Below are 19,367 nucleotides of genomic sequence, written 5' to 3'. Positions count from 1 at the left end.
AGAGGTGGGAAAAAGGGAGGCGGACATGCCTGCCTTCCCAAACAAGGACCTACCTCCCCAAAAAGGAAAAGCCCGGCACAGAGCCGGGCCTTTCAGTCGGTTTGTCAGCACTGGATCGATCAGCGCGGAGGATGTTCGCCCTGAAGCCGGCCAAGAGCTTCTTCAAGGAAACCCGTCGTCGACATCGTGTCGATGTCGTCGGCGGTGATGAAGTTGGCCATGCCGCCGAAGCCATCGGGGCGCATCTTCGAGCAGGTCCAGGCCATCATCACCTGCAAATGATCGAGTGTCTCCGATCGCCGCACGATGTCCTGGAGGATGGCCTCATAGCCGAACATCGACACATCGATCTCGAGTTCGGTCGTCCCCGCCTCGCATTCGCCGAGCTCCCTTTCGACCAGTTCGGCGGTGCAGCTTTGAACGCCCTTGCTTTCCGCAAGCAGCGTCTTCGCCTCATCGACCGACAGGAACAGAAAGTCGTTCGGACCCGCGCTCGCGAAGAAATAGACGTCGTCGCCCATATCCTCATGCTCGAAGATTTCGCCAAGGATCCTTCGCTCGAGCACGGTCATGGCCGCGACCGGGACATCGGGCTGGATGACCGTCTGGGAGAAATAGTCAGCCATGACAGGCCTCCTCCACAGCAGCCGCATCCACCGGTGGGGGATCGCCCTCGACCACCAGCGGCGGCACGACAAATGCCGCGGCGTCGAAATAGGCGAGGACCGCCGCGATGCTTCCGCGCTCGTTCACCAGATAGCGGTCGATCATGACGCGGTCGGATTCATCGACCATGTAGGAATCGATCGTGCCCGCACCGCGGAAGACGATCCGTTCGGCGCTCCATTCGCCGGGATAGCTCCCCGACCAGCGGACAAACGGCAGCCCCTTCTCGGCACAGAAGCTTTCGAGGGCTTCGACCCGGCCCCAGGCGACCTCATGCGCGTGGAGCGACACCGCCTCGCCGATAGTGCGATGGCCGGGCTCGAAGGATGGACCATCCCATTCGGTCGACAGGCCCTCCATCGCGATCAGGGCCGCAAGCTCGGCGAAGGTCGATTGGTCGGCATGGCCGCCGATCGTGATCGAAACAGGGACGCGGTCAGCCATGACGCCCTCCATGGTCTGCGCCCGACATCGTCACCGGCGCCAGTTCATTGACAAGATTGGACATTTCAATTCTCCAGAAGAAGGAAAGCCCGGCACGCGGCCGGGCTCTCAAATTTGGGATCGGGTTGGACCTGCCTGGCCTCGCGGCGACTATTCGGCCGCGACCGCATCGCCGCCGGCGACATCGTCATCGAGCACGTCGGCGAGACCCGGCGGGAGTGCGTCCGCGGCGTCATCATTCGCCGCATCCGGAACCGCGGGCTCGAGACCGGGGGTGCGCAGCGGCGCCGGGAGCCAGTCGCTGTCTTCGAGCAACCGCTCGGCTTCGCGCGCCATGTCGGCCTTCTTGAGATGGTCGATCATCTGGGCGAAATTCTCGCCCCGCGCTTCGGCGACGTCGGCGAGGATCCGCGGCTTGGTCACGCTGCGGAAATAGCCATCGGCCGTCGGACGCCAGCCCGCGGCGAGCACATCGAGCCCCACCGCCTGCGCCAGCACATGGCTGTGCGCAATCCGGCGCTCGACGCCATGCGCCGAGATCCGGCCATTGTCATATTTGGGCACGATCTCGGCCTGCGCGTTGACGCAGAGCGACGCACAATGCGCGAACAGCTTCGTCTGCTCCTCGCCATCGAGCGTGAGCAGATGGTCCCACACATCCTTGTCCGACTGCGGGAGCCGCTCCTTCCATTCGGCCGCGCGCGCGTCGATCGCCTGCGCGGGGCCGCAATCGCGCAAATTGGTCGGCGCGTTCGTGAAATAGACACGGTTCGGCGACACCTGAACGCAGCTTTCCCTGCTGCTCGAATAGAAGCAGCCGAGAACGAGGGCATGGAGAACCGATGCGAAGGCGGTCGCCGGATCCTGTGCGAAGGCGTCCTGAAGCGCGAGCGTGCGCCACGCCGTCAGATCCGACACGAGGCGATCGGGAAGAGGCCGGAGTATCTCCGCCTCCTCGTCCGCACCATCGTCGGCGGGCACTGCGGCCTCGTCGCCTGCGTCCGGACCGGCGGACCGGGCATCGCCGCCCGCAGCCGAGTGCGCTTCGTCTTCGGACGCTTCCGCCTCCGGCTCGTCCTCGGGCTTTACAAATCCGCGCTCGACCCGCACCGACCCGTCCCGGTCGATCGAGACGAAAGCGCCGGCGATCGCCATCTGGGCCGGATCGAAAAGCTCCGGCCGGTCCGCGAGCGCGCCAAGCTCGGTCTCGATCGCATCGAGCCGCGCGTGGACCTCGGCCGGAACCTCCGGCGCATCGGCCCATTCACCCTCAAGTTCCTCGCCTTCGGCCTCAAGCGCGGCGACGCGCGCCAGTTCATCCTCGCTCATCGGGGTCACCTCGCGGTCGATCTCGCGGAGGCCGCGCGTGGCGTCCCACGGCAGGTCGATCGAGGTCGTCACCCATTTCCAGCCTTCGGCAAGGATACGCTCGCCTTCCGCCTTCAGCCGCTCGTCGACCAGCCGGTCGAGAAGCGCCGGATCGGTGAGCCAGCCGCCGCCATCGGCCTCGAACAGGTCGCGCACGATGCCGCCACCGGCTTCGACATAGGCGCCCAGACCGACGAAGCATGTCCGTTTGTCGGCGGCGCGCACGCTGTTCTCGGTCAGTTTCTGGCGAATATAGGCCGCCGATTTGTTGAAGCTGTGTTCGAGCTGATCCCACAGCTCTTCCTGGCGCGCATGGTCGTCCGACACGGTGAACGCCATCAGTTGGTCGAGCGTCATCGCATCATCGGCATAGAGGGTATGCAGCTTCGGCGAGACAGCCGCGAGCCTGAGCCGCTGGCGCACCGCGGCCGGAGTGGTGTGGAAGTGCGCGGCGATTTCCTCGATCCCGGTGTCCTTCTCGACCATCGCCAGCATCGCGCGAAACTCATCGAGCGGATGAAGCTGCTCGCGAAAGCTGTTTTCGGCGAGACTGTCCTCCTCGGCGAGGATGTCATTGTCGGCGACGCGCACGACGCAGGGGATCGGCGCATCCTTCGCGAGCCTTTTGCGCTTCACCAGCAATTCCAGCGCGCGGTGGCGGCGCCCGCCGGCCGGTATCTCGTACCGGCCGGTTTCCTGGCCGTCGGCGCCGAGCAGTGGCCGGACGTTGAGGCTCTGGAGCAGCCCGCGCCGGTCGATATCGTCGGCGAGCGCATCGATCGACACACCGGCCTTCACACGCCGGACATTGGACTGCGACAGGACCAGCCGGTCGAGCGGGATATCGCGCGACGGGCTGAGGGTGATTTTGGCGGCAGTTCTGGCCATGGCCATTCTCCATGACGGGCCGCCGCGAGACACTCTCCCGGCTTCCAAGCCCGTCACGAAAAACCGGCCCTCCTCTCCCTTTTTGGGGCCGCCGCAGGCGGACCTATCCGCACCCGGCAATTCGGGAGCCGCGCCCGCTCATCCGCGCCGCCGCTTCGCGCAAACTCCGCTCGCCGAGCAGGATCGAGCCCGCGCTGCGAGCCGCCGCCGCATATACGGAGAGCGGATGATGCGGTGTGAAGCCGAGGTCGCGCTCGATGCCGAGGCCGTAGGGCAACCGGACTGCTTCGAGTTCGGCGAGCGCGAAACTGCCCAGCTCGGGACATCCGAAGCCGAGATCGGCAAGGCCGAACAGGATCCCGTCCTCGTCCATCTCGGTCGCGAGCCAGGTCGCCGAGCCCACCGGGTTGAAGAAGCGCACGACGGGTGCCGGGTCGGGTTCGCGCCCGCCGCGCGCGACGGCGGCGCGATGGGCCGCGTCGTTGGCGCGTAGTCGCGCCGCGAGATCGGGGGTCAGGAGTTTCATGCCGCCGCCCTCCCGGCCAGGGTTGGGGCGTACACGCCGGTCGGGCGGACGGGCCACGCGAGCGCCAAGTGCGGGAAGAAGGAATGATATGTCATGCAAGGTCTCCGCGGCGGACCGGAGGCAGGGCCACTCCCGCCTCCTTCGATCCGCTCGCCAGGACCCGTTCCTTCCTCTCGCTCTCTTTCCGGGCGCCGCGCGGCAGCGCCCGGCGAACCGGAAATAGATGCAGATCTGGGGCCAATTTTCCGGGACCCGCGCCTTTCCCGTTTCCGGCCAATCGATTAGGACCGGGAAGCGATCGCCATCGCGCAGCAGGGGTTAGGGCAAAAGCCCGCCTCGCCGAGGGCCGGGACCAGTCGCATAATGTCCCATCTGTCGTCCGTGCCGGAGAGGAACCGGGACCGGCGACCCAGGGAGCGGCTCGCGGGATCGACGGGTTGGGAACGTGCCGGCGACCGGACGGTCACAGTGAAGCATTTTTGTTTGATGGAGGAACTCGCCCTCGAAATTTCCACGGCGACGAATGAGGACGGGCTCTTCGAAGCCCTCGCGCGCGCATCGATGCGCCTCGGCTTCGACCATTTCGCGCTCGCCTATGACCGGCGCGGCAATGCCGAGCCGGCATCCCTGCTGGTTCACAATTACCCCGACGCCTGGGCCAAGGTCTATGTCGGCTTCGATCTCGGCGGTGCCGATCCGGTGCGCCGCGCCGGCGAACGGTCGATGACCGGTTTCCGCTGGGACGAGATCGAAAGCTATATCCCCCTGACCCGCGGCGACCGGCAAATGCTCCATGTCGGCCGCGAATATGGTCTCGCCGATGGTTATACGGTGCCGCGCCACCTTCCCGGCGAGGCCAGCGGCGCCTGCTCTTTCGTCCTGCGCCCGCAAAGCGAGCTCCAGGACGATATGCTCCGCATTGCCGAAATTATCGGCGCGCTCGCGATCGTCTCGGCACGCCAACTCGTCGGCACCGTACCGCTAAAAAGCCGGGCGACGCTGAGCGAACGGCAGCGCGAATGCGTATTATGGACAGCTCGCGGCAAGACCGCGGCCGAGGTGGCGGTCATTCTCGGGATCGGTGAAGTGACGGTCGTCCAGCATCTCAAGACGGCGCGCGACCGCTACGACGTGCATTGCGGCCAGATGCTGACCCTATGCGCGCTCTTCGACGGCCTCATCGGATTCGGGGACGTTTATGACTGGTGGCACGCGCGCTGACCGCGTCAACGGCGACTTGTCCCCATGTTCAGCATGGAGGCAGGCAGGCCCGGCATGACAGCCGAGGCGAGGGCGTGCCGCTCAGTCGCAGCAAGCGCCCTTGCCCCCGATCTGGATCGGCGGGCAGGGCGTGGTTCCATAGGAGCAGAACACGCAGCAGTCGCCGGGCTCGGGCCTCAGCACCGCGCCGCAGCCCTTGCAGTCATAGAAGAACTGACAGGCGTCGGTCGGCATCGTTTCCGTCTCGCGATGGCCGCACTGCGGACAGGTGATCGTCGAACGAAGTTCGGGGCCAGCATCAGACATAATGATAGCCCGCCCACAGCAGCGCCGCGCCAAGCAGGAGGCCGGCAAGCGTCAGGATGCGCACCCAGCGGAGCGTGCAGGCACCGCTGGGGCCACAGCGCGCGGCCGCCCGCTGCTGGCGGAAGAGCAGGAAGGCGCCGAGAATGAGGCATGCCGCCCCGATCAGGAGAAGCGGCGTGCGATAAGGCATGGCCACCATGGCGATGCCGCCGAGCCATGCGGCTCCGATCCCCGCGGAGGCCAGAAGGAAGGGCAGCGCGCAACAGGACGCAACGCCGAAAGCCGCGGCGATGCCGGCTAAGGTGAACGCGCCGGCGTCGATACCCTTGGGTCGATTCTGCATTGGGATCGGTTCCTTGTGCGGTGTGAGGGAACGCCGTAGCATCTGTAGCAGCTACAGACTCAAGAGGTATTTTTGCGATGGCCGCAACCAGCGCGATGCAGATCGGCGAACTCTCGCGCCGCACAGGCTGCAACATCGAAACGATCCGCTATTATGAGCGGATCGGCGTCCTCGACGTTCCGCTCCGGCGCGGTCGCTACCGCAGCTATGGCGAGGAGGATGTAGGGCGCCTCGGCTTCGTGCGCCGGGCCCGTGAGCTTGGCTTCACCCTCGACGAGGTGCGGGCGCTGCTCCAACTCGCGACTGGAGGCCAGGCTGCCTGCGCCGAGGTGCGCGACGTCGCCTCGTCGCACCTTGCGGATGTGCGCGCGAAGATCGCCGATCTCAAGCGGATGGAGCGTGTCCTCGCCGCTTCGGTACGGGCTTGCGAGGCCGGAGACGATCCCGCCTGTCCGCTGCTCCAGACGCTTCGCGCCGGAACACCGCACGGCTGATCGTCCGGATGACGCCCGTGTGACGACGAACCACAGGCTCCGCTACCAAGGGTTCAAGGAATCGCGCAAATCATCCTCATATCTTGGGATACGCGCAGTCCACCGAAAATGATCTGATTCCCGGCACCAAACAGCCGAGGAATCATCATGATCGACACGACCCCGCGGGCGCCTGCCGCGCCCGGGAATGCGGCGCTGCGCGCCATGTTCGCCGCGCGCAAAAGCGTCTTTATCGACCTGCTCAAATGGGACCTGCCGGTGCTCGCCGGCCAATATGAGCTCGACGAGTTCGACACGCCGGCGGCGCGCTACCTCATTCTTCTCGATGCCGATGGCCGTCACCGCGCATCGGCGCGGCTGCTCCCGACCGAGGGCGCGCATCTTCTCGGTGAGCATTATGCCCATCTGTGCGCGGGCGAAGTGCCGCGCGGTCCAACCGTCTGCGAGATCAGCCGCTTCTGCCTCGACCGCGACCAGGACGCAGCATCGCGCCGCGCCGCGCGCGACCAGCTGGTGACCGCCCTTGCAGAGCATGCGCTGCGCGAAGGCATCACCGATTATACCGGCGTCGCCGACCTGTGCTGGTTCGATCAGGTACGGGAGTTCGGCTGGAGATGCGAGGCGCTCGTGCCGAAGGCCGCGGATCCGGGCGGGAGATTGATGGCATTGCACATCCATATCGACGCGCATGTGCTGGACGACCTCAAGCGCGGCGGCGTCTATGCGCCGCTCTCGCTCCGCCTCGCCGACGACGATGGGGAGGCGGAAGCATGACCGGTCTTGCGTCCGATGATCTTGCCCGCGAACTGCGCCGGACAGGATATTGCATCGTCCCCGACCTGATTCCCCCGGATGCGATTGCGGCGCTCGACGCCGATCTCGATCCGGTCTTCGCCGCGACACCGTTTGGGCGCGGCGACTTCTACGGTCATCGCACCAAAAGATTCGGTGCGCTGATGAAGCGCTCGGCTTGGGCGCAGGCTCTGGCACTCGAGCCGACAATCCTCGCGGCGGTCGAATCCATTCTCGGCGAGGCCTGTGAGAGCATCCAGCTCAATGTCGCGCAGGCGATCGAAATCCATCCTGGTGAAATCCGGCAATTCCCGCACCGCGACCATGATATGTGGGCCGGCGAAAAGGGGGCGCATGAATTTCTGGTCAATGTGATCTGGCCGCTCACTCCCTTCGCTGCGGACAATGGCGCGACGCACATCTATCCGCACAGCCATGGCGCGGAGGGCATGGCGAAGCCGGACCCTGGCGAACCGATTGTCGCAGCGTGCGAGCCGGGCGCCGCGATCTGTTTTCTGGGCTCGACCACGCATGGCGCCGGCGCCAATATCACCAACGAGGTGCGTCGCGGCGTCGTGATCGGCTACAGTCTCGGCTGGCTCAAGCCCTATGAGAATTTGTGGCTCGCCTATCCACCCGAGGTCGCGCGCGGCTTCCCGCCCGAACTCGCCGCGCTCGCAGGCTACCGCCAGCACCGTCCCAATCTTGGCAATTATGAAGGCCAATGCCCCTCGGTTCTGCTCGGAGGCGAAGTCCCGGAGCATATCGGCGCGGTCGATGGGCTGCGTCCCGACCAGATGGAGATGCTGGCAGACTTCGCAGCGGCTGAACGGAACGGCGCATGAGCCCCGCGCATGTCGTCGAGCCGACCTATGAGGCCATCAAGCGCCGGTTGATGGCGGGCGGCTGGGCGCCCGGCAGCCGACTGGAGTCGGCGAAGATCGCCGATCAACTCGGGGTCAGCGTGACACCGGTGCGCGACTGCCTCTACCGTCTGGCGGGCGAGCGCATGGTCGATTTCACCCATGGAGACGGATTTCACGCGCACCGCCTGTCCGAGACCGAATATCGCGACATGCTCGAACTCCACCTCATTCTGCTGCTCGCGGCGCTTGCGACGACCCCGCGCGGGCGCGCGGCGCCAGATCCGCAGGATGGCGACTATCCCGACCGAACCGCCGGGCTGTTCATCGAAATGGCCGCGCGGTCGGGCAATGGCGAACTGGTCGCGAGTATCACTGCGCTCGGCGACCGCCTCCATCTGGCGCGGCACCTCGACGAACAGCTTGTCGGCGAAACAGCCGCGGAACTCGATGCGCTCGCGGCCGCGCTGACAAGCGGCACGCCGCACGGGACGCGCAACCTTCTGCTGCGCTATCACGAACGCCGCGCCGGCGAAGCGGCCAGCTACGCCCGGCTACTCGGAGGCGCGTCATAGAGCCGGACCCGGCGCTCAGCGCCTGATTCCACCCATAATCCTTGTCTTTGCGCGGCCATGCTGACATGATTCGGGGTGCGGGATCGATCTGGCAACGCCCGTGCGATAATATCGCCAGCCATTATGAACGCCCGTCCTTGCCGGACAGGCGGCCGATCCGGACCAGGTCGCCCTCGCGCGGCCCAACGGCGGCACAGCGTTGGGAGATCGATAGCCCGGCAAGCGCCGGACTGCTGTCTCGTGCCGGTCGGCTGTGTCCCTTGTCTTCCTTTTCCTCCAAGAAATTGTCACAGCAGCGCCACCCCTTTTCGGTGTCGTCGGCCTGTCACGCGCATCCCGACGACCGGCCAGTCATGGCACCGGCGGAGGCTTGCGACCTCGATGACGCTTTTCGGGCGCATGGTCCTTGGCTCTTTCATTTTCTTCGCCGAAAGGCGGGGCCTGAAGAAGCGCCGGATCTCGTGCAGGAAGTTTTCGCGCGCGCGGCGGGCAGCGAGCAGCGCCACAGCCTCGCCAATCCCGGCGGCTTCCTTCGCCGCATAGCGCAGAATCTGCTGATCGACCGTGCCCGGAGACAACGGCGCAACCCCGCGCTTTTCTTTTCCTTTCAGGAGGAAAGCGACGCCGCCAGCCCGCCGCAGCAGGAATGGAATATGGAAGCCGACGACCTTCTCCGGCTCTATGAAGAGGCGGTCGACGCCATGCCGCCAAAGACACGCCGGGTGTTTCTGATGCACCGGGTCGACGAACTCAGCTATCGTGAGATACATGAATGCCTCGGCATCAGCATCGCGACGGTGGAATATCATATGATGAGGGCGCTCGGCTTTATCGCGAAGGTGGTGGACGGCGGCCAATGAGTGAGGCGTCTGACGATTATCCGGTCGACACGGTAGCGCACGCCTGGCTCGTGAAGATGCGCGGCGAGAACCCCGAGGCGCACCGCGGCGAGTTCGACGCCTGGCTTTCGGCCTCGCCAGACCACAAGGCGGCCTATGAACGGATCACGAAGAAGCTCGCCGCCTCGGCGATCCTGAAATCCTCGCCGCGTCACGGCACTGCGCAAACCGAACAGCGCCGCGGCCGACGCCCGGCCGCGCGACGCTGGCTGTCGGCGGGAGCCGTGATCGCCGCCGCTGCGGTGGTATTTCTGGCTTTCGGCGCTGGCGGGGCTCCGCTCTCCGGTCCGCTCGGAGACGGTGCGCTCACGGCGCGCGCGGCCGAGCCGCTGGTAACCCGCCGCGGGGAAATCCGCAGCTTCCGCTTTGCCGATGGTTCAACCGCAGTGCTCGATACCGATAGCCGGCTCGAAGTCTCATTTGCGCAAGCGACGCGCCATCTCCGGCTTGCCAAAGGGCGCGTCCGGCTTTCGGTGACCAACAATGAACAGCCACTGCGCGTCGAGGCGGGCGGCGGCGTGGTCACGGCCGAGGATGCGGCATTCGATATCGGTTTCGAGGAAAATGGCGCGCTCAGCGTGACGGTGCTGCGCGGCGAAGCCGATATTCGCTTTGGCGGCGCCCCTGAAACCGGCAACCCGCGCGCCCAAGTCCTGCCATCGGGACGGTCCGTGACCTACGGTCCCGGCGGCAAGGAGCAGCTACCGGCCGCATCGCCGACACAGCAAGGCAGCCGCGAATGGCCGTCTGGCTGGGCGGACTATCGCTCGGTCCGGCTCGATCAGCTCATTGCGGAAGCCAACCGCTACGCGGTGAAGCCAATCATTGTCGACGACGCAAGAACCGCTGGGCTCGAAGCGTCGGGCCGGTTCAGGATCAGCCAGCCCGAGAGAGTGGCCGAGCGGCTCGGCCAATTGTTCGATCTGGAGACCGTCAAGCGCACCGACGGCATCCACCTTCGCCAACGATAATTATTTCATCATTCCCCTAAGGCGGTCGCCGACCCGGCGTCATCGCTCCCCCAATGGCCGTGTGCCCAAGCATCCGGTCACAACCCAGGGGGAGTATAATGATGTCCGGAAAATCTCGTTTTTGCCTGTCGCTGATGGTGGGTGTAGCCTGTCTGCATCCCGTTGCCGCGGCGGCTCAGCTGCAGGATCGCCAGAGCTTCGATCTGCCAGCGCAGGATCTCGGCGATGCGTTGCGAAAAGTGGCCGAGCAAGCTGGGATCGAACTTTACGCATCAAGTGCCGATCTCGCGGGCCGGACGACCCGACCGCTCAAGGGCGACATCACCCCGCGCGAAGCAATCGAGACCCTGCTGCGCGGAACTGGGCTGACCCCGCGCTTCGAGCGTGGTTCGGTCATCATTTTGGGGCGAGCGCAGTCCGAGAGCAGTCCGGCGCAAGAAGACATCGTCGTGACCGGCAGCCGGATCTCCGGCGCCCCGTCCGCAGCCCCGGTGATCCGCGTCACGAGCGAAGATATCCGCAATGGCGGTCAAGCCGATCTCGGCGAGGTTGCGCGCAGCCTGCCGCAGAATTTCGGCGGCGGCCAGAACCCCGGTATCGGTTCGGGGCAAGGCACACAGAACCAGAACGTCAACGTCAACGGGGCATCGACCTTCAACCTGAGGGGCATCGGGCCCAGCGCCACATTGACGCTGCTCAATGGCAACCGGTTTGCTTACAGCGGTACGCAAAGCGTGATCGATATCAGCGCGATACCTACTGCGGCGGTCGAGCGGATCGAGATCGTCGCCGACGGTGCTTCGGCAATCTATGGCGCCGACGCCGTCGCGGGAGTCGTCAACATCCTCCTCCGCAAGGACTATGAGGGCGTCACCACGAGCGCCCGGCTTGGCGGCTCCACCGATGGGGGCAATTTCCAGCAGCAATATAATCTGCTCGGCGGCGCCAAATGGTCGGGCGGCGGATTCATGGCGACTTACGACTATTTCGACAACAGCGCGATTCTCGCGCGCGACCGCAGCTACACCGCGACCAGCAACCCCGCCTCGACCCTTTATCCCAGTCTGAAGCGGCACAGCCTGCTATTGAGCGGGCACCAGGAATTGACGCCCAGCCTTCGGCTGAAAGCCGATGTCATCTACAAACGCGGCGACATGCAATCGGTGCGCGGGCTGCTCGCCGACCGGCCGATTACGACCCGGGGTCTCGTTGTCGACAATGAATTCGAGACATTCGGCGTGGCGCCGACGCTGGAAGCCGAAATCGGCGGTGCGTGGACTGCTCGGCTCACCGGCTTTTACGGCACCGACAAGACCTATGGCGTCACCCAGAACTTCACCAACGACGTCGAAGCTCGATCGATCCGGATCTTCGACAATCGGAGCGTCAGTGTCGAAGCGGGCATCGAGGGTCCGCTGTTCACCCTTCCCGGGGGTGACGTGAGGCTCGCGGCAGGCGGCGGCTGGCGAAGCAACCGCATCGTGGCACTGGTCGCGGGGCGCAACTTCGCACCAACGCGCGAAAACCGCTTCGCTTACGGCGAACTTTTCGTGCCGCTCGCCGGCCCTGCGCAGGACCTCGCTTTCGCGCATCGCGCGTCGATTACCGCCGCACTCCGCTGGGAGGATTACTCCGACTCGGGCAGCATCGTCACGCCAAAGCTCGGTTTTGTTTATGCGCCGGCGCCGGAGCTCAGCCTCGGCGTTTCATGGGGGCGCTCCTTCAAGATGCCGACGCTCAATCAGCAATATAGCGGCTATACGCCCGTGCTGCTGCCAGTGACGGGATATGGCACGCTTTTCCCGCCCGGCTCGACCTATCTCTATATCGGCGGGCCGAACCCCGACGTCGGCCCCGAGCGCTCGGAGAATATGACGCTGAGCGCGACCTTCCAGCCTTCGCCGCGGCTGCAGATCGTGACGAGCCTGTTCCGGATCGATTATCGCGACCGTGTCGCCCCGCCCTTCGGTTCACCGCTGGGGATATTGACCAATCCCCTCTTCACGAGCCTGGTGACCTTCAATCCTTCCGCAGCCCAGCTCGACGCGGCGATCGTCGGTGCATCGGACCCGCTCGGGAACGCAACCGGCGGGCCCTATAATCCCGCCAACGTCATCGCGCTCATCGATGGCCGCGACCGCAATATCGCATCGCAACGCTATGAGGGGGCCGACCTCTCGCTTCGCTACCGCGCGCCTGTGGGCGGCGGGCGGGCGCTGACCGTCACGGTCAATGCGACCTGGCTCGACAGCCGGCAGCAATTGCTGCCCGGCCTTCCGGTCACCGACCTCGCGGGCACGATCTTCAATTCGCCGCACTTTCGCGCACGCGGAGGCGCGACCTTCGGCGACGAACGCTTCACGATCGCGTCCTTCGTGAATTTTACCGGCGGGGTAACAGACCGCCGGCGCGCGGTGCCGGCAAAGGTTTCGCCTGTGGCCACCGTCGATCTCGCGGCCCGCATCAAGATCGGCGACCTCGCCGAGCTATCCGTAAACGCGCTCAATATCTTCAACGCAAAGCCTGACAGGACGGCGGTAGCATCGCCCAGCGACACGCCCTTTGATTCCACCAACTATTCGGCGATCGGCCGCTTTTTCGGGCTGACGATCAGCCGTGACTGGTGAGGAGGGCGGCATGATGCATGCCTTCAAAACCGGTTTGTCCGTTGCGGCGACCCTTGCCGCCGCAACGCTCTCCCCTGCTGTAGCGGCAGGGGAGAGCATCGGGCGTCCATGGACACTCGAGGATATTCTCCTAGTTCCGGAAGTGAACGAGATCGCGCTTTCGCGCGACGGGCGCCTCGCGATTTATGCTGCGGAAATTGCCGATGAGAAGGCTGGACGACCGCAGGCCGTGATCCGGCTTGTCGATACTGCCGGCGGAGCGCAGCGCGACCTGCGACACGCAAACATCGCGAAATTATTCCAACGCATTCCGGGAACGGACGATTGGAGCGGTCTTCTCGACATCGGCGAAGGGCTGCAACTGTACCGGATCGATAACGCGGGATCGATCGCACCCCTGATCGTCAATCCGGCGACCGTAGCAGTCGGTCGCGCTGACCTGTCCCTGCCCGTGGGCGGTGGGACCGTTCCACATCATGTGGGCGTATTGGCCTATGCCTGGTCGCCTGATGGGCAATGGCTCTGGTATTCACTCCTCAAGGCGAGACCGACATCGCCGCGCGTCCGGTTCGATGAAGAAGTCAGCGCGATGAGCAATCGGCGGCGATCGACGACCGAGGCCGAAGTCGAATTCTATTTGCGCGGGCCTGACGGGCACAGCATCAAGGTCATGACGCGGCCCTCGAGCGACCGCATGGCAATGTACGCCGGCGCCAATATCCTCTGGCACGGCGACGAGATTCAGTTTCGGGTCGAGAAGCCTGGTGGCACCGGCGGGGGCGAATTCGAAGTTCGCGCCTGGGATCGTCAAACCGGAAAGATGCGCATCCTCGCGAACGAGCAGGATCTCCAAACCCTCTGGCTTCTCAAAGGCCCGCGTGGCGGCGAACTTGCCACATCGGGAAACGGGGACCGGCCCGAATTGATCGAAACGCTCCCCGGCGGACCACGCCATAGCTACGGCCGAGTTGGCTTCACGATTGGCGACCTTCGGTCAGCGGGCATCAAGGTCAGCCGGGATGGGCGACATGTCGTCCTTGGGACGCGAAGCTTCGGAAATCCGCGGTACGGCCTTGCTATGCTCGACAAGCACGGTGTTCGGGAGATCGCGGGTCAAGGGAGCCTGACGCGATGTGGGTTCGACGATGATTTGACTCTGGCGCTTTGCGTCCAGGAAAGCATGACGCGGCCGCCTGCGCTCGTTCGGGTTCATCTCGCCAATGGAAAGATCGCACCCATCGCAGCGATATCGCCGCGGCACGAGGAGATCGCTCCGCTTTCCGTGCAGCCGCGCACCTGGGTCAACCGGCATGGTTACAAGGCGACAGGCTATGTCATTTTTCCGCGCGCCTATCGTAAGGGACAAAGCTACCCCGCGATCATCGTGACGCATGGCAGCGACGCCGATGACCGCTTCTTCGACCAAGGAAACCAGTGGAATTATCCGGTTCAGCTGTTCGCGGAGCGCGGCTATGTCGTCCTGCTCATCAACGACCCCTGGCCGCAGCAGGCCGATGCGTTGCTGGCGGCCTATAAGGCTTGGATTCGCGGGAGCGGGCCGCCCGGGCCCGAAACATTGCAGCGCCTCATCTGGATCAACGGCGTTCACAGTTTCGAGGATGCGGTGAACGAGCTTGCCGCCGCAGGACTTGTCGATCCGAACCGGGTCGGCCTCGCCGGCTACAGCCGCGGATCGCAGGTGGTCAATGTCGCCGTCACCCAGTCGACGATGTTTCGGGCGGCGTCGAGCGGCGACGGCGGCTTCCTGGAGCCCGCGGGCTACGCATCGTCGGGGGATAGCTATAACCCAGTTTATGGCGGCTCGCCGCTCAGCGACCATATCGTTCAATATCGCCGCTTTGCGCCATCATTGAACGCCGCCAAAGTCTGTACGCCCGTGTTGCAGCAAGTAGCCTCGGCATCCCCGTCGCAGGCCCAACTATTCGAAGCGTTGCGCAGCGAGCGTGTGCCGACGCAGCTCAGCTACTATCCCGGATCGAGCTCGGCATCGGATGAAACCCATCTGTTTCATATTCCGTCGAACCGTCTCCTTGCGATGCGCGAGAATATGGCCTGGTTCGATTATTGGCTGCTTGGCATCCGCGACGGCGACGCTCCCTTCCCGGAGCGGCTGGCGGAATGGGACCGAATGGCGAAGGAAGCACCACACACCTGCGGCCCACCGCCTAAATTCTAGGTGCGCTCCACCAACGCGCCCAGCTCTCGGCGGCGCCGAGCGCCAGAATATGTTGAATGCGTTCGGTGCCGCGCCAACTGCGGTCCTCGGGTTCGTCGAGCAGCGTCGTATCGACGATGCCGGCGTCTACCAAGAGACCGCCGCGAAGATGCTCGAGAAGTGCAGCCCGGTTCCGGCGATAAATTGCAAGGTCGAAGCCCCCGGGACCACCCTTCTGGGTCCGCCGCGTTATAATGGCGGGAAGCCGTCCCTCAAACGCTTTGCGCGCGACCGCTCGGTTGAGACCGCCGGATATCCACATCCAGGTCGGAATGGACAGGCAAAGCTCAACGATCGGCTGCGATAGCAGCGGCGCGATATGCGGGGGCGAAACAGCGCGGGGGTAGAGTTCCACGCCTTGCTGCGTGCGCATCAGATAAGCAGCATGAACCGTTTTTCCCGGCAAGACATCGTCCGGCGCCGCGAGCCAGGGATGTGTGGCCCCGCTTGCCTCGATACGCGCTACGAATTCGGCGCAGAGGCCGGAGGCATTATATTGCACGACGTGTCGGCCGCCAGCGCGGCGATACCGGCTCCACGCATGGCGCAGAACGGTCATCTTGTCGGCGCCAGTCAGGACGCAGATATCGCGAAGCGTATCCGACAGCGCCAATCTCGGCCCCTCCGCAAGAAACCGATCGAGAAAAGGCACCGCGCTGCGGATACTGCACAGGATGCCGTCGCCCCCATTTCCGGTAAAATACGCGTCAATCGAAAGCTCCTTTTGCAGCCGACGATGAATCGCCTCGTTCGTTTGCGCGCCCAGCGGGACGACCGGCCAAGGATGATGCGGGCCGGCGGCGCGGGTGATATCAATGTCCCCGATCTCCCGCGACGCTTCGCGAAGATCGAGCCCCAATGAGTCAGCGAGCGCGGCGGCGTAGCGACGTTCGTCGCCGTCGAAATCAGGTCCGAATAGTGTCAGGCAAGTAAGGCGGTCCGCCCTCGGCGCGGCGGCCGCAGCGACGATCGAGGAGTCGAGGCCACCCGATGCTCCGAGCAGGATTGACGAAAAGCAGCTTGCCCAAGTTCCAACGCAGTCCGTTATGGTCTCGCGAAGCCGGACCGCCGCGTCGGCAACCTCCATCTCGAGCGGCGGATCAACATGATCCCATGGCGTCCACCAGGGTTCGATCGACACATGGCTCCGATCAATGACGATGCATTCCCCGGCAATGAGTTCGTCGATGCCCCTGAGGCAAGTTCGTCGCCCCCGCGCATCGCCGCTGGCAATGACGCGTGCGATCTCCTCGAAATCGACCTGACCAGGCGCGGGCGACGCAAGGTCCGCGATGTCACCCGCAAGAGTGATACGATCCGCCTCGCACAGAAAATAGCAGGGGAGTGCTCCGGACGGATCTCGCAGGATCCTCACAGCGCCCGCCTCATCGATGCGAACCATCAAATAACCGCCCCAGTAGCCATCAAGCAGTAACCGGGCCTTGTCGGCCGCTAGCCGCTGGCCTTCGCCGGGACTCAGGCTGACAATCCGCCTGCTTGGCGGGCCTCGCGAAAAAAGATGGCCGATGATGATGGTTTGCGGATCGATCTGGATCATTGGCTCGTCGGACCAAAGGCGGACGCCAGCATATGCAAAGGTTGGAGGTCGCATCGCGCCGCTTCGAGCGGAAAACTCGCTTCCAACCTGGCGCTCTATTTCAATTTGGAAGCCGCCGGCCATTAGACGGCGAATATCGGCTGATAGTGAAGAACGATATCGAGCGGGTCGGTAAGCACTGTTTCGCCAGCCTGCACCCAGCAATGCGCTGCGAACGGCATGGTCACACCAAACACGAGTGAAACCGCACAGCCGCGCCGCATCAGCATTCGCTTCATGGCGATGCCGCGGGCGAGGCACTGGTCGATTGCCGGTGCGTAGCGGCGAACTCGCAGAAAGGCCGCCGCGATCTCACCGCAGACCTTATCATCCCTCGAAGAGAGGTTGAATCGTTTGTCGCCAAATGCGCCTACGATGTCCGCAAGGCTGCGGAGCCTCAGATCTCTGCGGGCACGCGCCTGTGCCCAGACGCTTGCAACCGCCGTGCCGAGCGGCGCATCGGCGAGCGGTGCGTCGATCAGGCTCGCCGTTACAGTTGCAGGATTGCAGCCATCTCGCATCGCCCTCCCGGAACCTTCGGCAAGAATATCGCTGGCGAGGAGGTGCTCATGATCGGCTGCGCTCGCCCTTCCCGACACAAAGCGGCCAAAGCGGTTGGCGGCGACGCCCGAGAGCAGGAAATAGCGATCCGCGGCGAGGTCGAAGAAGACATACTCCGCGTCAAATCGACGATAATGGAGGCCGGAACGAAGCGCGAGAGCCATTTGAACTGCCAGATCGATAGACGCGCATACGGCGTGCCGCCTGGAAGCGGCACGCCGCTTGCTGTCAGTCGTCGGTCGTGATGCCGCCGACGAACAGATAGTGCTGGTTCGTGTCCTCGTCCCGCGGACCCACGGGTTCGATGCCGCGGGTTTCGACGCTGATCGCGCCGAGATCGATCAGTTCGTCACTGTTCTGCAAGTTTTTCATCGCTTTCTTCCTTCCCAAAATCGCGACCGAAAGAGTCGCAAATGGGAAGTTATGGCTCGATGAAATCAGCTTCCATTTTATAATCCGTTTATAATCGACACGGTTCTCGATCCGAAAAGGAGTGACCGCGCAAAGGAAACGCGCGTCGGGAGCGCATACCGTCACCTTTAGCTTTCGCCTGGACATGCGTGACGGAACCCGGTCACGCGCCTCATTGAGAAGGCGCGAAGATATTCTGGGCGAAACCGGAGTTGTCGCAACGGAAACTGGCCCCAGATTTGGATGTATTTTTCTGAGCGCAACATCGACGCCGAACCGTGGCCGACGAACCGCGAGCGCCCAGCGAGCGGCCGGTTCAATGAATCGCACCCTGCAACAAGGCGGCCATGTCGCCCAATTGAGTGCGGGCGGAAAGCCGGGGCATGTCGGCTTTCAACGCCCGCAATTTCGAAATGCCGCCGGTTCAGAGTGCGGCGGGGCCCGATACATCAGGTGCCGCGCCCTCAGGAGCCGGCCGCCAGGCCGGCGGGAAAGAGCGCGCCTACAGCCCCGCTCCTTTCCGGTAAGCCTAGTCGAAGATGACGACCTTGCGCGCGGCGGGATCAAATGTCTCGATTACGACCGCTTCATCCTCGACGGCCGGCGGCGAGCATTCGAGAATCTTCACCTTGGCCGAAAGCACTTCGGCGTAGGCTGCGGGGCAACAAAGGATGAACTCCGTGCCGTTTCCATAAATGCTGCCCCAGTCGACGTACATGGTGCTCCAACCATGCCGCCGTTCCCATTCGATCTGTCGGGGTTCGCCTCGTTCGGACCGCCCAGGATAGGGTTCGGTTGACAATATATGGACTCGCGCGTCGGGATCGAACCAGCAATGATCGTGATCCGCGACCGGCGGACGACTGTCATACTCGTGCGTCGGATAGCATCTGCGGGCGCTTGAGGGTTTGAGGCCGGTTGCGTCCATGAACTGCAGCGCACGGGCAATCCGGCCGATATACCATTGGGTTTCATTGGCGTGGCGCTGCTGGCCCGTCCGTTCGAGAAAGACCGAGTCTTCGACTTTGCAGGCGCCCAGATAGCCCGTCAGATGGTGACGCCGCACCAACTCGGTCAGTGGCACACGCAATTTGAGATCGATTTGCGCGGTGCCGCTTTCCCTTGTTTCATAGCCCCACCAGTTCTGACGAACCGTGACATTGTGGAGCATGGATCGGCTAGGAAGTTTCCGCTTCGCATCGACATAGCCTTGGAACCCGCCGGCACATGCCGCGAGGTCGAGCGCATCGTGCCGCGGGACCGATTGCTCCGCCTGGATTTGCTTGGCGAGCGATTTCAGCCCGGCGAGGGTGGAATATTGAAACATCATCGCAGGTCTCCGTGGGCTTCGGACCGGCGTCGCCTGCTACCGCCCCCAAAGCCACGAAATGCGATGGGTCAGTGATCAAAACAGTGCCATTGTGGCTTCGCAAATGCAGGCGGCAGGCCCCTGTTGAAGGCCTACGAGAAATCTGGCGTAGCGCTGATGACAAGTCAATCGGCAAGAAGGCGGACTGGGAGCTTGAGCCCTCTTGCATCGAGCGGGCCACCCCTGCACCTCTCGGCAGTAGCAACGCGC

General features: G+C 64.2%; 19 protein-coding genes. 9 read left to right on the top strand and 10 right to left on the bottom strand.

The window, feature by feature from the left end:
* Positions 1–119: 119 nt before the first annotated feature.
* From KNJ79_RS00150 to KNJ79_RS00135, 4 genes are all read right to left on the bottom strand, one after another.
* On the bottom strand, positions 120–626 hold the full coding sequence (locus KNJ79_RS00150) for a hypothetical protein (RefSeq protein ID WP_089216923.1): 507 nt from the start codon (positions 624–626) through the stop codon (positions 120–122).
* Positions 619–1,110, bottom strand: a complete 492-nt coding sequence (locus KNJ79_RS00145) for a hypothetical protein (protein ID WP_077032458.1) — start codon at positions 1,108–1,110, stop codon at positions 619–621. The genes KNJ79_RS00150 and KNJ79_RS00145 overlap by 8 nt, the downstream gene beginning before the upstream one ends.
* Before the next feature lie 150 nt (positions 1,111–1,260).
* Complete coding sequence (locus tag KNJ79_RS00140; RefSeq protein ID WP_089216924.1) at positions 1,261–3,366, bottom strand: ParB/RepB/Spo0J family partition protein; 2,106 nt, start codon at positions 3,364–3,366, stop codon at positions 1,261–1,263.
* 103 nt (positions 3,367–3,469) lie between these two features.
* Positions 3,470–3,892, bottom strand: coding sequence for a DUF2958 domain-containing protein (locus KNJ79_RS00135; protein ID WP_077031314.1), 423 nt, complete (start codon positions 3,890–3,892; stop codon positions 3,470–3,472).
* Positions 3,893–4,378: 486 nt separating this feature from the next.
* Between KNJ79_RS00135 and KNJ79_RS00130 the strand changes: the two genes are divergently transcribed.
* Positions 4,379–5,113 (top strand): LuxR family transcriptional regulator, encoded by a 735-nt coding sequence (locus KNJ79_RS00130; RefSeq protein WP_077031315.1) that lies wholly within the window; start codon positions 4,379–4,381, stop codon positions 5,111–5,113.
* Positions 5,114–5,194: 81 nt separating this feature from the next.
* Here the strand turns inward: KNJ79_RS00130 and KNJ79_RS00125 are convergent, their stop codons facing one another.
* Together KNJ79_RS00125 and KNJ79_RS00120 are read right to left on the bottom strand one after the other, a co-directional pair.
* Positions 5,195–5,419 (bottom strand): GDCCVxC domain-containing (seleno)protein, encoded by a 225-nt coding sequence (locus KNJ79_RS00125; RefSeq protein ID WP_077031316.1) that lies wholly within the window; start codon positions 5,417–5,419, stop codon positions 5,195–5,197.
* A complete protein-coding gene (locus KNJ79_RS00120) occupies positions 5,412–5,762 on the bottom strand; it encodes a mercuric transporter MerT family protein (protein ID WP_077031317.1) in 351 nt (116 codons plus the stop codon). The genes KNJ79_RS00125 and KNJ79_RS00120 overlap by 8 nt, the downstream gene beginning before the upstream one ends.
* Positions 5,763–5,839: 77 nt before the next feature.
* Between KNJ79_RS00120 and KNJ79_RS00115 the strand changes: the two genes are divergently transcribed.
* From KNJ79_RS00115 to KNJ79_RS00080, 8 genes are all read left to right on the top strand, one after another.
* Positions 5,840–6,256, top strand: a complete 417-nt coding sequence (locus KNJ79_RS00115; RefSeq protein WP_077031318.1) for a MerR family transcriptional regulator — start codon at positions 5,840–5,842, stop codon at positions 6,254–6,256.
* A 147-nt stretch (positions 6,257–6,403) separates the two neighbouring features.
* Positions 6,404–7,030 (top strand): acyl-homoserine-lactone synthase, encoded by a 627-nt coding sequence (locus KNJ79_RS00110; protein WP_067186751.1) that lies wholly within the window; start codon positions 6,404–6,406, stop codon positions 7,028–7,030.
* Positions 7,027–7,893 (top strand): phytanoyl-CoA dioxygenase family protein, encoded by an 867-nt coding sequence (locus tag KNJ79_RS00105; protein ID WP_077031319.1) that lies wholly within the window; start codon positions 7,027–7,029, stop codon positions 7,891–7,893. The genes KNJ79_RS00110 and KNJ79_RS00105 overlap by 4 nt, the downstream gene beginning before the upstream one ends.
* Positions 7,890–8,486, top strand: a complete 597-nt coding sequence (locus tag KNJ79_RS00100; protein ID WP_077031320.1) for a GntR family transcriptional regulator — start codon at positions 7,890–7,892, stop codon at positions 8,484–8,486. Before KNJ79_RS00105 ends, KNJ79_RS00100 begins: the two co-directional genes overlap by 4 nt.
* 65 nt (positions 8,487–8,551) lie before the next feature.
* Positions 8,552–9,346, top strand: coding sequence for an RNA polymerase sigma factor (locus tag KNJ79_RS00095; RefSeq protein WP_082737020.1), 795 nt, complete (start codon positions 8,552–8,554; stop codon positions 9,344–9,346).
* A gap of 56 nt (positions 9,347–9,402) precedes the next feature.
* Positions 9,403–10,356 carry a FecR family protein gene (locus tag KNJ79_RS00090; protein ID WP_317152362.1) on the top strand — a complete coding sequence of 318 codons (954 nt, stop codon included), beginning with the start codon at positions 9,403–9,405 and terminating at the stop codon, positions 10,354–10,356.
* A gap of 98 nt (positions 10,357–10,454) precedes the next feature.
* Complete coding sequence (locus tag KNJ79_RS00085; protein WP_317152361.1) at positions 10,455–12,983, top strand: TonB-dependent receptor; 2,529 nt, start codon at positions 10,455–10,457, stop codon at positions 12,981–12,983.
* A gap of 10 nt (positions 12,984–12,993) precedes the next feature.
* On the top strand, positions 12,994–15,180 hold the full coding sequence (locus KNJ79_RS00080) for a prolyl oligopeptidase family serine peptidase (RefSeq protein ID WP_083720954.1): 2,187 nt from the start codon (positions 12,994–12,996) through the stop codon (positions 15,178–15,180).
* Here the strand turns inward: KNJ79_RS00080 and KNJ79_RS00075 are convergent.
* The 4 genes from KNJ79_RS00075 to KNJ79_RS00060 form a co-directional block, all read right to left on the bottom strand.
* The gene (locus tag KNJ79_RS00075) at positions 15,170–16,777 is read right to left on the bottom strand and encodes an asparagine synthase C-terminal domain-containing protein (protein WP_317152360.1); all 1,608 of its coding nucleotides are present in this window, start codon (positions 16,775–16,777) and stop codon (positions 15,170–15,172) included. The genes KNJ79_RS00080 and KNJ79_RS00075 overlap by 11 nt on opposite strands.
* A 122-nt stretch (positions 16,778–16,899) precedes the next feature.
* Positions 16,900–17,541 (bottom strand): lasso peptide biosynthesis B2 protein, encoded by a 642-nt coding sequence (locus KNJ79_RS00070; protein ID WP_067179626.1) that lies wholly within the window; start codon positions 17,539–17,541, stop codon positions 16,900–16,902.
* A gap of 64 nt (positions 17,542–17,605) precedes the next feature.
* Positions 17,606–17,749, bottom strand: coding sequence for a benenodin family lasso peptide (locus tag KNJ79_RS00065; protein ID WP_198040405.1), 144 nt, complete (start codon positions 17,747–17,749; stop codon positions 17,606–17,608).
* A gap of 568 nt (positions 17,750–18,317) precedes the next feature.
* Complete coding sequence (locus KNJ79_RS00060; RefSeq protein ID WP_156878261.1) at positions 18,318–19,118, bottom strand: hypothetical protein; 801 nt, start codon at positions 19,116–19,118, stop codon at positions 18,318–18,320.
* Between the last annotated feature and the right edge of the window lie 249 nt (positions 19,119–19,367).

It is taken from the genome of Sphingopyxis indica (assembly GCF_032879645.1).
Lineage (GTDB): Bacteria > Pseudomonadota > Alphaproteobacteria > Sphingomonadales > Sphingomonadaceae > Sphingopyxis > Sphingopyxis indica.
This window is presented reverse-complemented; position numbering and strand designations above follow the sequence as displayed.

Coding starts and splice junctions, on each gene's coding strand:
- KNJ79_RS00110 (WP_067186751.1), top strand. CDS start 6,404: ATGATCGACACGACCCCGCGGGCGCCTGCCGCGCCCGGGAATGCGGCG.
- KNJ79_RS00075 (WP_317152360.1), bottom strand. CDS start 16,777: ATGATCCAGATCGATCCGCAAACCATCATCATCGGCCATCTTTTTTCG.
- KNJ79_RS00145 (WP_077032458.1), bottom strand. CDS start 1,110: ATGGCTGACCGCGTCCCTGTTTCGATCACGATCGGCGGCCATGCCGAC.
- KNJ79_RS00065 (WP_198040405.1), bottom strand. CDS start 17,749: ATGAAAAACTTGCAGAACAGTGACGAACTGATCGATCTCGGCGCGATC.
- KNJ79_RS00070 (WP_067179626.1), bottom strand. CDS start 17,541: ATGGCTCTCGCGCTTCGTTCCGGCCTCCATTATCGTCGATTTGACGCG.
- KNJ79_RS00080 (WP_083720954.1), top strand. CDS start 12,994: ATGATGCATGCCTTCAAAACCGGTTTGTCCGTTGCGGCGACCCTTGCC.
- KNJ79_RS00085 (WP_317152361.1), top strand. CDS start 10,455: ATGATGTCCGGAAAATCTCGTTTTTGCCTGTCGCTGATGGTGGGTGTA.
- KNJ79_RS00115 (WP_077031318.1), top strand. CDS start 5,840: ATGGCCGCAACCAGCGCGATGCAGATCGGCGAACTCTCGCGCCGCACA.
- KNJ79_RS00130 (WP_077031315.1), top strand. CDS start 4,379: ATGGAGGAACTCGCCCTCGAAATTTCCACGGCGACGAATGAGGACGGG.
- KNJ79_RS00095 (WP_082737020.1), top strand. CDS start 8,552: ATGATTCGGGGTGCGGGATCGATCTGGCAACGCCCGTGCGATAATATC.
- KNJ79_RS00125 (WP_077031316.1), bottom strand. CDS start 5,419: ATGTCTGATGCTGGCCCCGAACTTCGTTCGACGATCACCTGTCCGCAG.
- KNJ79_RS00140 (WP_089216924.1), bottom strand. CDS start 3,366: ATGGCCAGAACTGCCGCCAAAATCACCCTCAGCCCGTCGCGCGATATC.
- KNJ79_RS00150 (WP_089216923.1), bottom strand. CDS start 626: ATGGCTGACTATTTCTCCCAGACGGTCATCCAGCCCGATGTCCCGGTC.
- KNJ79_RS00135 (WP_077031314.1), bottom strand. CDS start 3,892: ATGAAACTCCTGACCCCCGATCTCGCGGCGCGACTACGCGCCAACGAC.
- KNJ79_RS00060 (WP_156878261.1), bottom strand. CDS start 19,118: ATGATGTTTCAATATTCCACCCTCGCCGGGCTGAAATCGCTCGCCAAG.
- KNJ79_RS00090 (WP_317152362.1), top strand. CDS start 9,403: ATGCGCGGCGAGAACCCCGAGGCGCACCGCGGCGAGTTCGACGCCTGG.
- KNJ79_RS00120 (WP_077031317.1), bottom strand. CDS start 5,762: ATGCAGAATCGACCCAAGGGTATCGACGCCGGCGCGTTCACCTTAGCC.
- KNJ79_RS00105 (WP_077031319.1), top strand. CDS start 7,027: ATGACCGGTCTTGCGTCCGATGATCTTGCCCGCGAACTGCGCCGGACA.
- KNJ79_RS00100 (WP_077031320.1), top strand. CDS start 7,890: ATGAGCCCCGCGCATGTCGTCGAGCCGACCTATGAGGCCATCAAGCGC.